General features: G+C 71.8%; 8 protein-coding genes, 1 tRNA gene and 1 riboswitch. Of the genes, 8 read left to right on the forward strand and 1 reads right to left on the reverse strand.

Annotation, left to right across the window (positions count from 1 at the left end):
* The first annotated feature begins 209 nt into the window (after nucleotides 1–209).
* Nucleotides 210–824 carry a TetR/AcrR family transcriptional regulator gene (locus BJ969_RS04390; RefSeq protein ID WP_184477535.1) on the forward strand — a complete coding sequence of 205 codons (615 nt, stop codon included), beginning with the start codon at nucleotides 210–212 and terminating at the stop codon, nucleotides 822–824.
* Nucleotides 825–942: 118 nt separating this feature from the next.
* Here the strand turns inward: BJ969_RS04390 and metE are convergent, their stop codons facing one another.
* Complete coding sequence (gene metE, locus BJ969_RS04395; protein WP_184477537.1) at nucleotides 943–3231, reverse strand: 5-methyltetrahydropteroyltriglutamate--homocysteine S-methyltransferase; 2289 nt, start codon at nucleotides 3229–3231, stop codon at nucleotides 943–945.
* A gap of 127 nt (nucleotides 3232–3358) precedes the next feature.
* Nucleotides 3359–3597: riboswitch (cobalamin riboswitch) on the reverse strand.
* A gap of 206 nt (nucleotides 3598–3803) precedes the next feature.
* Between metE and BJ969_RS04400 the strand changes: the two genes are divergently transcribed.
* The 7 genes from BJ969_RS04400 to BJ969_RS04430 all read left to right on the forward strand — a co-directional run bounded on the left by BJ969_RS04400 (nucleotide 3804) and on the right by BJ969_RS04430 (nucleotide 13043).
* Nucleotides 3804–4424 (forward strand): FG-GAP-like repeat-containing protein, encoded by a 621-nt coding sequence (locus BJ969_RS04400; protein ID WP_184477540.1) that lies wholly within the window; start codon nucleotides 3804–3806, stop codon nucleotides 4422–4424.
* A gap of 248 nt (nucleotides 4425–4672) precedes the next feature.
* A tRNA-Arg gene (locus tag BJ969_RS04405) sits at nucleotides 4673–4746 on the forward strand.
* A gap of 460 nt (nucleotides 4747–5206) precedes the next feature.
* Complete coding sequence (locus BJ969_RS04410) at nucleotides 5207–5374, forward strand: hypothetical protein (RefSeq protein ID WP_184477542.1); 168 nt, start codon at nucleotides 5207–5209, stop codon at nucleotides 5372–5374.
* Between the two features lie 129 nt (nucleotides 5375–5503).
* Complete coding sequence (locus BJ969_RS04415) at nucleotides 5504–7537, forward strand: bifunctional copper resistance protein CopD/cytochrome c oxidase assembly protein (protein WP_343071220.1); 2034 nt, start codon at nucleotides 5504–5506, stop codon at nucleotides 7535–7537.
* A gap of 158 nt (nucleotides 7538–7695) precedes the next feature.
* Entirely contained in the window at nucleotides 7696–8133 is a 438-nt protein-coding gene (locus BJ969_RS04420) for a single-stranded DNA-binding protein (protein WP_184477545.1), read from the forward strand.
* A 128-nt stretch (nucleotides 8134–8261) separates the two neighbouring features.
* A complete protein-coding gene (ettA, locus tag BJ969_RS04425) occupies nucleotides 8262–9938 on the forward strand; it encodes an energy-dependent translational throttle protein EttA (RefSeq protein ID WP_184477548.1) in 1677 nt (558 codons plus the stop codon).
* A 129-nt stretch (nucleotides 9939–10067) separates the two neighbouring features.
* Nucleotides 10068–13043 carry a hypothetical protein gene (locus tag BJ969_RS04430; protein ID WP_184477550.1) on the forward strand — a complete coding sequence of 992 codons (2976 nt, stop codon included), beginning with the start codon at nucleotides 10068–10070 and terminating at the stop codon, nucleotides 13041–13043.
* Nucleotides 13044–13112 lie beyond the last annotated feature (69 nt).

The raw sequence follows: 13112 nt of genomic DNA on the forward strand, positions 1-13112 counted from the left end.
GCCGCGATTTCTCGTGTGGCAGCCCTACACGGCGAAATCGCTGTCTTCGCGAGGAAGCCGCTGAGGACCCGCCGGTGGTCGTGTTGCTCAAGCCGGTCACTGCTCAGTGGCTGCGCCACTGACGAGACACCGATCAACAGACTGCGAGGACTCCCGACACCTTATTGGCTCACTGAGACAAAAACAATGGTTCGGTTATCCTCCGGGCGATGTCCACCACCGATGCGGGCGGTCCCGCTCCCCGCCGCGGTCGCCCGACGGTGCTCGATCGCGGTGCGGTCGCCACGGCCACGTTCCGGCTCTGGACCGAGCACGGTTACGACGCGGTCGGCTGGAGCGACATCGCGGAGGCGACCGGGGTCAGCGTGCGCACGCTCGTCCGGCACTTCTCCCGCAAGTCCGAGATCGCGTGGGTCGGCGTGCCCGCCGCCACGAAGCGGCTCCGCGAGGCGTTGCGCGCCACGCCGGACGACCTCCCCGTCGGCGACGCGGTCCGGCGGAGCGTCCTGGCCTCGGTCTCGCACGACCCGATGCTGGCGTCCGCCGGTGTCGATTGGGTGCGCGTCGTCTACGCGCAGGAGGAGATCGCCGGTTCCGCCGGAGCCGCCTACCGGCCGTGGATCGAGGAACTCGCCGGGTACATCGCCGGGCGCGTCCCCGAGATCACCCGGGCGGCCGCGACGGCCGTCGCGAGCGGCTACCAGGCGGCGACGTTCGCGGCGCTCGTCGCCTGGAGCGAGGGCGGGGCGCGCGGCGACGCCGTGGCCGCGACCGACGAAGCGCTGCGATGGCTGGAGATTCCGCCCCGCCCGCGAACAGGGTGAGCCACCCGGATCTGAGCGGCGCGAGAAGGGAACGGCCCCGTCCGGTTGACCGGACGGGGCCGCACGAGGGGTGCCGGGGGCGGGAGCGGTGGGAACGACTACCGCCCCCGGCTTCGGATCAGCCGGAGGCCGGGCGCACGGCCTCCGTCGCGCTGATCACGTTCTTGAGCGCGGTCTCCACCTCCGCGTAGCCGCGGGTCTTGAGACCGCAGTCCGGGTTGACCCACAGGCGTTCCGCGGGCACCGCCGCCAGCGCCGCCTTCAGCAGGTCGGTGACCTCCCCGGCTTCCGGGACGCGCGGCGAGTGGATGTCGTACACGCCCGGCCCGACCCCGCGGGCGAACCCGACCGCGTTGAGGTCGTCGAGCACCTCCATGCGCGAGCGGGCCGCCTCGATGCTCGTCACGTCCGCGTCCAGCGCCACGATCGCGTTGATCACGTCGCCGAACTCCGAGTAGCACAGGTGGGTGTGGATCTGGGTGCTCTCGGCGATGCCGGAGGTGGCGAGGCGGAACGATTCCACCGCCCAGTCCAGGTAGTCCTGGTGCGCGGCGGAACGCAGCGGCAGCAGTTCGCGCAGCGCGGGCTCGTCGACCTGGATCACCCGGATGCCCGCGTTCTCCAAGTCCTTGACCTCGTCCCGGATGGCGAGCGCGACCTGCCGCGCGGTGTCGCCCAACGGCTGGTCGTCGCGCACGAACGACCAGGCGAGGATGGTGACCGGTCCGGTCAGCATGCCCTTCACCGGTTTCTCGGTGAGCCGCTGCGCGTACTTCGCCCAGTCCACCGTGATCGGCTCGGGCCGGGACACGTCGCCGAACAGGATCGGCGGGCGCACGCAGCGCGACCCGTAGGACTGCACCCAGCCGTTGTGGGTGCTCACGAATCCGTCCAGGTGCTCGGAGAAGTACTGCACCATGTCGTTGCGCTCCGGCTCGCCGTGCACCAGCACGTCGAGGCCCAGGTCTTCCTGCAGCCGGATGACGCGTTCGATCTCGTCCCGCATCCGCTGCTTGTAGGTGGCCTGGTCGATGCTGCCGGAGCGCAGTGCGGCGCGAGCCTTGCGCACGTCGGTGGTCTGCGGGAAGGAGCCGATCGTCGTCGTCGGCAGCGGCGGCAGGCGCAGCGATTTCCGCTGCGCGGCGAGCCGTTTCGCGTAGTCCCCGCGCTGGGCGTGCTCGGGTTTGAGCGCGGTGAGCCGGGCCTGCACCCGGTCGTTGCGCACCCGTTCGGCGTTCGCCCGGTCCGCGATGCGCCGGCGGCCGTCCTCCAGCTGCTCGGACACCGAGTCGCGGCCCTGGTGCAGCGCGCGGTCGAGGACGACGACCTCGTCGACCTTCTGCGCCGCGAACGCCAGCCACGACTTCACCTGCGGGTCGATGTCGGTCTCGGCTTCGACGTCGTAGGGCACGTGCAGCAGCGAGCACGAGGTGCTCACGGCCACCTCGCCCGCGAGGCCCAGCAGCGTCGCCGCTTTCGCCAGCGCCCCGTCCAGGTCGGTGCGCCAGATGTTGCGGCCGTCGACCAGGCCCGCGACCAGCGTCTTGTCCCGGAGCCCGGAGACCGACGGCAGTTCGTCGACGGTGCGTTGACCTGCGACGAGGTCCACGCCGAGCGCTTCGACCGGTGAGGACGCCAGCACGCCCAGCGCATCGCCGAGGTCGCCGAAGTAGGAGGCGACCAGGATCTTCGGGCGCTGCGCGAGCTCGCCGAGCCTGCGGTAGGCGGTGCGCAGCGCGTCCAGGTCGGCCTGCGAGCGGTCCGCGGCGAACGCCGGTTCGTCCAGCTGGACCCACTCCACGCCCGCGCGGTGCAGCTCGCCCAGCAGTTCCGCGTAGGCCGAGACGAGCTCGTCGACCTTGTCCAGCGGCCGGAACGACGCGGGCGCGCCGTCCCGCGGCTTCGACAGCAGCAGGAACGTCAGCGGGCCGACCACGACCGGGCGGGTCTTGACGCCCAGCTCAGCGGCTTCGTGGTACTGGTCCACCACGGTCTGGTCGGACAGCCGGAACGCGGTCTCCGGGCCGATCTCCGGCACGATGTAGTGGTAGTTCGTGTCAAACCACTTAGTCATCTCCAGCGGTGGCGCGGATTCCACGCCGCGCGCCATCGCGAAGTAGGTGTCGAGCGGGCTCAGCCCCAGCTCCGCGAAGCGGGGCGGTACCGCGCCGAAGGTGACGGCGGCGTCGAGAACCTGGTCGTAGTAGGAGGAAGTGTTCCCCGGCACGGAGTCCAGACCGGCATCGCGCAGCGAGCGCCACGCGTCGGTGCGCAGCGTGCGGGCGACTTCGCGCAGCTCCGGCTCACCGATGCGGGACTTCCAGTAGTTCTCCAGTGCCCGTTTCAGTTCCCGGTTCGGTCCGATCCTGGGATACCCGAGCACGGTGGATCCGATGGTGCTGGTCAACGCTCTCTCCTCGCGAGCTGGACGACAGTTCTGCGAGGTTCGGGCAGGCGTGATCGGCACCCGTCGCCGCGGACGGCGACTCGTCGACCAGGTCCTCCCGCGAGACCTCGCAACAGCGCGCGTCGCGTGGACGCGCGCACCGGCGGCAGGTCTTCGGACTCGTGGGCGTTCCCGGAGGACCGGGGTTCCTACTGGCCGTCGCTTCCCGAGCTCGCGCCCAGTGCTGTGACCGGTCTTCTCAGACCGGTGACGGCGTTCGTTCCCACTCACCGCTGCGGGGCAGTCCCGGATTCGCACCGGGTTCCCTCTTGCCTCGCGCAGCGCCGCTTTCGCAGAGCTGTGCGAACCACCAGCACTTCGGAGGCTACTTGCTTCTGGCGGGAAGACAAGGCCTTGACGTCCCGGTCACCCGGCGTGCACGTGGCCGCGCACGCGAGGATTTCCCGGCCCGGCGGGCAACCCGCGGCGCTCGGGAGCGTCTTCAGGACAGGTGGGGGGAGCGGTTCCCGTCCTGCCGAGCAGGTGGATTCGAGAGGGAGAAAACTGTGGGGATCAACGGAATTCGAGTAACCGTGAGCATCGGTGCGTTGGCCGCGGCGATGGCCCTGGCCCCGTTCGGCGTCGCCACCGCGGATTCGACCGAGACGTCCACAGTGGACTTGAACGGTGATGGGACGCCGGACACCGCGACGCTGGCCGCCGTCGGTGACGGCTCGCGGCAGGTCCTCAAGTTCACAGTGGACGGACGCGTCACCGAGGCGACGCTGACCGGTGACGCCTACGCCGGTACGCGGCCCATGCGGGTGCTCGACGTCAACCACGACGGCAAGCAGGAACTGCTGGTGAGCGAGTCCGTCGGGGCGAACACCGAGTGGTTCGGCGTCTGGGATCTCGGCGCCGACGGCGCCCCGCGCGAGATGACCACTCAGGACGGTCGGCCGCTCAAGATCAACGAAGGTGGCGGCGTCGCCGCGCGGCTCGGCTACGAGTGCGCCCCGGCGGGGTCGGACGGCCGCGTGCTGATCACCCTCGCGGCGTCGAACGAGAGCCAGACGACCGAACCCGCCTACGACGGCAAGCGCGTCGCCTACGACGTGCGCGACGGCGTGGCCGCTCCGGTCGACGAGTACCCGTTCGCCGGGGTCGGCCAGGACGACCCGGTGCTGGTCGTGGAGCCCGGCAGCTGCGCGTGAGCGGACGTCGGGGCCGTCGTGCCGGAGAGCGGCGCGGCGGCCCCGGCGCACGTCCTCCGGCCGTGCGGCCGTGACTCCTTTGTGACCGTTCAGCGGGTTCGAGGACCCGTAGCGGGGTCCGTTCCCGGGCTGAGTTGTCGATCAGCTTGCCGTTCGATACCGGCTCTGCAACGCCGATGGCGTCGGTACCACTGTCGACGGAGTGGCCGGTTACCCTGCTTCCTGCAGCTCACGTGAGCGATGCGCGGGCCCTCGTAGCTCAGCTGGACAGAGCAAAGGACTTCTAATCCTTAGGTCGCAGGTTCGAGTCCTGCCGGGGGCGCTTTTTCCTGGTCACCGGGCGCAGAGCCGATCTCGATCAAGATCGGCTCTGACCTTACCCCCACTCCGCGCGGTAGTCGCACGGAGTGCGGCGGCAGCCGGATCGACGTGCGCCTCGCGGGGAAGGCGTAGGGTCGGGGTACCGGAGGCGATCGGCTGCCGGTGACCGCGAGTGCCGCCGCAGGCGCCCCGCGGTCGTCCCGATCGACATCGCGCCGGAACCGCCGAGATGATCTCGGCCTCGTCGAATCCACACTGCACTCGTGCCTCCGCGATCGCGGACGGCGCCGCAGTGCCCGGTCTCCCTCCGGTGCCGAAGACGGGGCCGACGTCCGGCACGAACGCACTTCCAGAGCTGCGGAGCGGTGGAAGGCCGACCGAGCCGCGCAGCGAGCGTCCGCCGAGCGGACGTGATCGCGCACCCGCCGCAGCCGATTCACCTGACGCATGAGGAGATTTCGATGAACACGCACACCCAGCAGTGGTCCACCGACGTCGTCGTGGAGCCCGCGGTGTTCAGCCACCCCGAGGACCAGCAGCCCGCCCCGCGCCCGGAGGCGGGTGGGCGGACCGACCTCCGCTCGCGCGACATCCGGTTCTCGGAGCAGCCGGCCACCGCGGGGCGGTGAGCGCGCCGCCCGATCCGCGGCGGACCTCGCGTGGCGTCTCCGCCGGTCATCTCCGGCCCCGTGCCGCTGCCACCGTTGTGATGTCCGACCCGAAACCGCAGGTCAGAGTCCGGAAGTTAGGCTCGTTGCGTGGCTTCTGAGACCGTTACGCCCGACCCGCGCACCAGGTCCACCACCGTCGGGATCTTGGTCGTCACGGCCGGGATCCTCGCCGCGGTGGTGGCCGCGGCACTCACCGCGATGTCGGCGAGCGACTCCTACGCCGCCTACGGACTGCCCGATCCGGGAACGGTCACCAGCCTCGGGCTGCCGGTCGTCCGGGTGCTCGCCGAGGCCGGTGCGGTCGTGTGCATCGGCTCGTTGCTGCTGGCGGCGTTCGGCATCCCCGCGCGGCGCTCCGGACCACTGCTCGCCGACGGCTACGCCGCGGTGCGCACCGCCGGCTGGGCCGCGGCGGTGTGGTGCGCCGGTGCCTTGCTGCTCGTCCCGTTCACCGCCGCCGACGCGACCGGCCGCCCGATCCACGAGGTGCTCAGCGCCGAGGTGCTGTTCGGGCTCGTCGACGCGCTGGAAGAGGCCAAGGCGTGGCTGCTGACCGCGGGGATCGCGCTGGTGCTCGCCGTGGGCTGCCGGGTCGTGCTGTCCTGGGGCTGGACGGTCGTGCTGTTCGCGATCTCGCTGCTCGGGCTGTTCCCGGTGATCGCCACCGGCCACTCCGCCAGCGGCGGCGCCCACGACATCGCCACGAACAGCCTGCTGTTCCACCTGTTCTCGGCCACGTTGTGGGTCGGGGGGCTGGTGGCGCTGCTGGCGCACCTGGCGCGCGGCGGCGCGCACGCCGGGCTGGTGGCGCGGCGGTTCTCCCGGATCGCGCTGGTGTGCTGGATCGTCATGGCCGTCTCCGGCGTCCTCAACTCCTTCGTGCGGGTTCCGCCGGACCAGCTGGTCACGACGACCTACGGGCTGCTGGTCCTGGTCAAGATCGTGCTGCTGGCCGTGCTCGGCGTCATCGCCTACTTCCAGCGGGAGCGGGCGGTGCGGCGCGTCGAGGAGGGCGCGGACACCCTGCTGCGCCTGGGCGCGATCGAAGTGCTGACCATGTTCGCGACGATCGGGGTGGCCGTCGCGCTCGGCCGCACCCCGCCGCCCGCGGAGCTGGGCGCGGTCCCGGACCGCACGGAGCTGCTGATCGGCTATCCGCTGGACGGGGCTCCGACGGCGCTGAAGCTGTTCTTCGACGGCCGGTTCGACCTGGTCTACGGCACCGCGTCGCTCGTGCTGGCCGGGCTGTACCTCTACGGCGTGCGCGTGCTGCGCCGCCGCGGCGACCGGTGGCCGGTGGGCCGCACCGCGGCCTGGCTGCTCGGCTGCGCGAGCATCCTGTTCGCCACGTCCTCGGGCATGGGCCGCTACGCGCCGGCGATGTTCAGCGTGCACATGGGCCAGCACATGATCCTGTCCATGCTCGCGCCGGTGCTGCTGGTGCTGGCGGGGCCGACGTCGCTCGCGCTGCGGGCGCTCAAGCCCGCGGGGAAGGGCGAACCGCCCGGCGCCAGGGAGTGGCTGCTGGCGTTCCTGCACTCACCGCTGACCCGGTGGCTGACGAATCCGTTCGTGGCGCTGGCGCTGTTCGTCGGCTCGTTCTGGGCGCTGTACTTCTCCGGGCTGTTCGACGCGGCGCTGCCGGAGCACTGGGCGCACCTGCTGATGAACGCGCACTTCCTGCTGGCGGGTTACGTCTTCTACTGGCCGGTGATCGGCATCGATCCCGCGCCGCGGCCGTTGCCGTCGCTGGCGAAGGTGGGGCTGGTGTTCGCCTCGATGCCGTTCCACGCGTTCTTCGGCATCACCTTGATGATGTCCAAGAACGTGATCGGCTCGGACTTCTACCGTGGCCTGTCGCTGCCGTGGGCGCCGGATCTGCTGGCGGACCAGAACCTGGGCGGCGGGCTCGCGTGGGCGTCGGGGGAGGTGCCGCTGGTGGTGGTGATGCTGGCGCTGCTGATCCAGTGGTCGCGCGCCGATGATCGGGAGGCCCGGCGCTACGACCGCAGGGCCGCCGCCGACGGGGACGCGGATCTGGTCGCCTACAACGAGATGCTGCGGCGGCTCTCCGGTGGTGATGCCGCCGGTTCGGGCTCGCAATCTCGTTCCGATGGGTGACCCACGAAGGTGGAATCAGCCTCGATCTCGGGTGCGGTTGTCCACAGGCGCTCGATCTGTGCACAGATCGTGAAATCGGGGTAGCGCGGCGTGATCGCCGCGGCGCACTCTGGAATCGGGCCGAGGGACGGCTCCGATGCTCCGAAGGGTGGGCCGTGATGTTCGAGACGACCGTGGCAGTGGTGGGGACCGTGCTCACCGAGCCGAAGATCCGGGAGACCTCCCGCGGCGAGCGGGTCGTCAGCTTCCGGCTGGCGGGCAATTCCCGGCGCTACGACAAGGAAGCCGAGAGGTGGGTGGACGGCGACCGCCTGGTGGTCACCGTCAACTGCTGGCGCAGGGTGGCCGACGGGGTGATCGGAGTGGTGGGCAAGACCACGCCGGTGCTCGTGTCCGGGCGGCTGCACACCCGCGAGTACGAGTCGGCCGCCGGGTGGCGCACCGCCGTCGAGGTGGAGGCCGCGGCCGTGGGACTGGATCTGGCGCGGGGCAACCGTTTTCCCGGATCAGCCGATCGGCTCGCCGCCGAGCTCGACGCCGTCCAGGGCGAATCCGGCGTCGACCGGCCGCGGCCCGCGGCGGCCAGGGGCGGGTGACCTGCGGGGGTGCGGGGCGGTCCGGTGACCAGCGGTGGAGCCGGGCGAGCACGGGACGTGCGCTGCCGGTGGAGCGGCAACCGACGGCGGTGCACGGGCCGACACGGGTCGCAACTACGATTCAGGGCATGGCCGAGTTCATTTACACCATGAAGAAGGTGCGGAAGGCGCACGGGGACAAGGTCATCCTCGAGGATGCGACCATCCAGTTCCTCCCCGGTGCCAAGATCGGCGTCGTTGGCCCGAACGGCGCCGGCAAGTCGACCGTGCTCAAGATCATGGCGGGACTCGAACACCCGAACAACGGTGAAGCGTTCCTCTCGCCCGGTTACACCGTCGGCATCATGCAGCAGGAGCCTCCGCTCAACGAAGACAAGACCGTCCTCGGCAACGTCGAGGAAGGCGTCGGCGAGATCATGGAGAAGCTGCACCGCTTCAACGCGATCGCCGAGCAGCTCGCCACGGACTACACCGACGAGCTGATGGAAGAGATGGGCAAGCTCCAGGAGGACCTCGACCACGCGGACGCGTGGGAGATCGACTCCCAGCTCGAACAGGCGATGGACGCGCTGCGCTGCCCGCCGCCGGACGCGGCGGTCACCCAGCTCTCCGGCGGTGAGCGCCGCCGGGTCGCGCTGTGCAAGCTGCTGCTGAGCAAGCCCGATCTGCTGCTGCTGGACGAGCCGACGAACCACCTGGACGCCGAGAGCGTGCTGTGGCTCGAGCAGTTCCTGGCGACCTACCCGGGCGCCGTCCTCGCCGTGACGCACGACAGGTACTTCCTGGACAACGTCGCGGGCTGGATCCTGGAGCTCGACCGCGGGCGCACCTTCCCCTACGAGGGCAACTACTCCACGTACCTGGAGAAGAAGCAAGAGCGGCTCGCCGTGCAGGGCAAGCGCGACCAGAAGCTCCAGCGCCGCCTCAAGGACGAGCTGGAGTGGGTCCGCTCCAACGCCAAGGCCCGCCAGACCAAGTCGCGCTCCCGGCTGGAGCGCTACGAGGAGATGGCGGCCGAGGCGGAGAAGACTCGCAAGCTCGACTTCGAGGAGATCCAGATCCCGCCGGGCCCGCGACTGGGCAACCAGGTCGTGGAGGTGGAGAACCTCAAGAAGGGCTTCGGCGACAACCTGCTCATCGACGGTCTGTCGTTCGACCTGCCGCGCAACGGCATCGTCGGCGTCATCGGTCCGAACGGCGTCGGCAAGACGACGCTGTTCAAGACCATCGTCGGCCTGGAGCAGCCGGACGCGGGCACCGTCAAGGTCGGCGACACCGTTCGGCTGTCGTACGTCGACCAGAACCGGTCCAACATCGACCCGAAGAAGAACGTGTGGGAGGTGGTCTCCGACGGTCTCGACTACATCCAGGTCGGCCAGGTCGAGATGCCGTCCCGCGCGTACGTCAGCGCGTTCGGCTTCAAGGGCCCGGACCAGCAGAAGCCGGCGGGCGTGCTCTCCGGCGGTGAGCGCAACCGGCTGAACCTCGCCCTGACCCTCAAAGAGGGCGGCAACCTGATCCTGCTGGACGAGCCGACGAACGACCTCGACGTCGAAACGCTGGGCTCGCTGGAGAACGCGCTCGAACAGTTCCCCGGCTGCGCCGTGGTGATCTCGCACGACAGGTGGTTCCTGGACCGCGTCGCGACGCACATCCTGGCCTGGGAAGGCGACGACGAGAACCCGGCCAAGTGGTACTGGTTCGAGGGCAACTTCGAGGGCTACGAGAAGAACAAGATCGACAGACTGGGGCAGGAAGCCGCCCGTCCGCATCGTGTCACCCACCGGAAGTTGACCCGGGGCTGATCCTGGCGGGGAGGCGTCTTGGCCAGCGTGCACGGAGCTCAACCGGGCGGTGCGCAAGAGTTGTTCGAACCCGCTTGGCAGATGCGTTGGCGGGTTCCCGAGCTTGCCCTGATGCTCGGCGATCAAGCCGTGGCACAGGCCAGACGTGTCGGAGATCGTTCGCTGCGGCTCCGTGCCGAGGCGGTGGCGCTGTTCGCGTCCAACCGCCTCGGGCACGGCGTCGCGGTGACCAACCGGGCCATCACGGCGGTGCGCGACGCGGAGCGCGCGGGTGATCATGAGATCGCCGCGGAGCTGCGCGTCGAACTAGCCTGCTGCGCGCGTACCGCCGGTGGGCACGAGGTCGCGCTGCGCGTGTTGCAGCCGGTGCTCGAGCGCGAGCGGATCGAGCCGTCGCTGCGCGCGCACGCACTGCTGGAGCTCGCGGCGGCCCTACCGGGCAAGCAGCGGGAAGCGGAACGCTCCGAGGCGCTCGACGAGGCCGATCGGCTCTACGCCGCCGCCACCGAGCTGAACCGGGACACCAGCAGGCTGCTGCTGGCGCGGGTGCGCACGGCACGGGCCGGGCACCTGCGGCGCAACGGGGACTTCGAACAGGCCGCTCGCGCGGCCGAGGCGGGTCTGGCCCTGCTGGACCGGCTCGGAGATCCCGCCGCGGAGAGCGGTGAGATCCGGGCGCGCCTGGTGCTGGAGCGGGTGCACTCGCTGCTGGACCTCGGTCGTCGCGTCGAGGCCGTCGAAGCCGCCTTCCCGGTGATCCGCACGCCCGTCCGGGCTGCGGCGGCCGGGCCGTCGGGGTGGCTGCGGCTGGCGTTGGCGACCCGCGTGCACCTGCCCTCCGGCGAGCTCGCCGCGGCGGTCAGGTTGCTCAACGACGCGGCGGCCAACGCCGAACGGCACAAGCTGGACTGCCTGCTCGCCGAATCGCTGAGCATGTCCTCGCAGACCCACGAGCGGGCCGAGGAGTACGTCGAGGCCCTGGCCATGCTGCGACGCGCGTACGCCGCCGACCGGCGGTGGCGTACCGCGGTGCACTCGGCGCGGGTCCGGCTGCTGGAGGAGTTCCCGGCGCTGGCGACCGCGAACCCGGCAGCGCAGGGCACCGCGGCGCGGCCCGCCGAGCCCGCGGAACCCGTCGTGCCCGCCGCCGAAGCGGGCGCCGGGCAGGCCGCCGAAGCGGTCGCCGAACCCGCGCCGGAACGCCCCCGGCGAGCGCGTGCCGCCGCCGAGCCCGTCAACGAGACCACCGCGCACGACTCGGACGGTGCGGGAACGCACGGCACCGACGTCCCCGCACCGCGGCAGACCGCCGGGCGCCGCCGCGCTGACGGCACCGGTCGCCCGCAGCGCCTCGCGGACCCCGAACCGCAGGCCTTCCCCGCCTCGGCCGCACCGCCGGAGACCTCCTGGCCGGAGCCCGAGCCGGAACCCGAACCCGAAGCGCGCACCGAGCAGCAGTCCCCGTCGGGCGACCCGCTCGACGAGTACCGCAAGCCGGGGGAGAGCAGCGTGCGCGACGCCGCGCGCAGGCTGATGGACACGCTCACCAGCCGCGTGGCCGACGACCGCAGGCCGCACTCGGACACCGCGGACCAGGACCGGCCCACCCCGGCGTCGGAGACCGCGGGCACCGCGATGCCCGAGCCCCGCGCGCCGGAACCCGCCGCGCCGACCGCGGGCGCCGCGGGCTCCGGCGGCAAGCGCCGCGCGCCGGAACCGGAACCGCCCGCCGCGGAAGGCCGTCACGGCGGCGTCGACGTGCCCGTCGGGCGCGTCACCGCCGCGCCGTTCGGCGAAGGGTTCCCGGTCTACGACTTCGGGTCCGGTGGCGCGGCCGACCGGGGCGCCGAGAGCAGCGCCGAGGACTTCCCGGAGTTCCGCACCCGGGGAGCGCGCCGCGAGGAACCCGTCGCCGACGAGCAGCCCGCCGACATGGGCGCCCCTTGGGATCGGAGCCCGGCCGCCGAGCCGGTCGCGCCGCCGGACGTGACCGCGATCATGCCGGTGATCTCCATCCCGGACGACGAGCCGCCGGCCCCCGCGGGGCAGGTCGGCGCCGTGGAGCACCTCGACGACTCCGCCGTGCCGCGCGGCCCCGAGCGGTGGTCGGCCGATCCGGGCCCGGCCACGCCGGAATCCTTCGGTGCGGCCCCGCCCGCGGCGTACGAGGAAGGCGGTCGCCGGTCCCGCGGCCGGTCGCTCGCGGAGATCCGCGAAAGCCTCGCGGAGATGCAGCGCCACGGCCGGGAGGACACCGGGCAGGACGCACCGCGCCGGGCCGCCCCGGATCCGCTGGACTCCGATCCGCTGGGCGACCGGGCCGACGACCCGCCGCGATCCGGCGCGTCGTGGGCGGACCGCTACCTGGGCGCGTACCTCGACGGCGATCCGCAGGAGTCCGCGCCGGAGCCGCGCTCCGGCGGCAGGCGCCGCGCCCGGCACGCCGATCCCGACGAACAGCCCGACACCCCCGCCCTGCCGGAGACGCCGCGCTGGGGGGCCGAGCCGGAGGCGTACCGGGATTCCCCGCAGTGGGGCTCGAACGCGACGCGGTCCGGCACGTCCGACCCGCTCGGAACGGCCGATTCGGGGTTGCCGCCGAACTTGGGCGCGCTGTCCGAATCTCCCTACGCCGAGCCGTACTACGCCGGAACGTCCTACGCGGAGTCCGTGTTCGCGGATCCGGGCGACGACGCGTCCCCGCACGACAGGACCCGTCCCGAGTTCGGCCCGGCGCATTCCGCGGGCGCCGACTCCGCCGGTTCGGCGCTCGCCGATCCCGGCCGTCCCGCCGCGGAACGGCTCGAATCGGCCGCGGAACTGCTGGCGCGCCACCGCGACGGCGGAACCGAGCAGTCCTCCGACGACGAGCCCGGCAACGAGGTCGGCCTGGCGGACCTGCTGGCCGAAGCGCTGCTCGCCTACGAGAACGGCAGACGCGGCCAGGACGACACCGACGGTGCGGGAAGGCACGGGCAGCCCACGGCGAACGGGCACCCGATCGGCCTGCCGCACCCGCACGACGCGGAGCCGGAAGATCCCGGCACGCCACGCCATCGGCGGCCCGCGTCGCACCACGAGCCCTGGTCGTCATGGGGCCACTGAACGTTGTGCCGGGGGGTCTCCCCAGGGGGCGGTGCCGCTCCCACCTGATCCGCTCTCAGCCTGGCAGGC

This window comes from Saccharopolyspora gloriosae, from assembly GCF_014203325.1.
Taxonomy (GTDB): Bacteria; Actinomycetota; Actinomycetes; order Mycobacteriales; family Pseudonocardiaceae; genus Saccharopolyspora_C; species Saccharopolyspora_C gloriosae.

What these genes read in the sequence shown, in the direction of transcription:
- BJ969_RS04390 (WP_184477535.1), top strand. Translation starts at nt 210, where the DNA reads ATGTCCACCACCGATGCGGGCGGTCCCGCTCCCCGCCGCGGTCGCCCG.
- BJ969_RS04410 (WP_184477542.1), top strand. Translation starts at nt 5,207, where the DNA reads ATGAACACGCACACCCAGCAGTGGTCCACCGACGTCGTCGTGGAGCCC.
- BJ969_RS04420 (WP_184477545.1), top strand. Translation starts at nt 7,696, where the DNA reads ATGTTCGAGACGACCGTGGCAGTGGTGGGGACCGTGCTCACCGAGCCG.
- ettA (WP_184477548.1), top strand. Translation starts at nt 8,262, where the DNA reads ATGGCCGAGTTCATTTACACCATGAAGAAGGTGCGGAAGGCGCACGGG.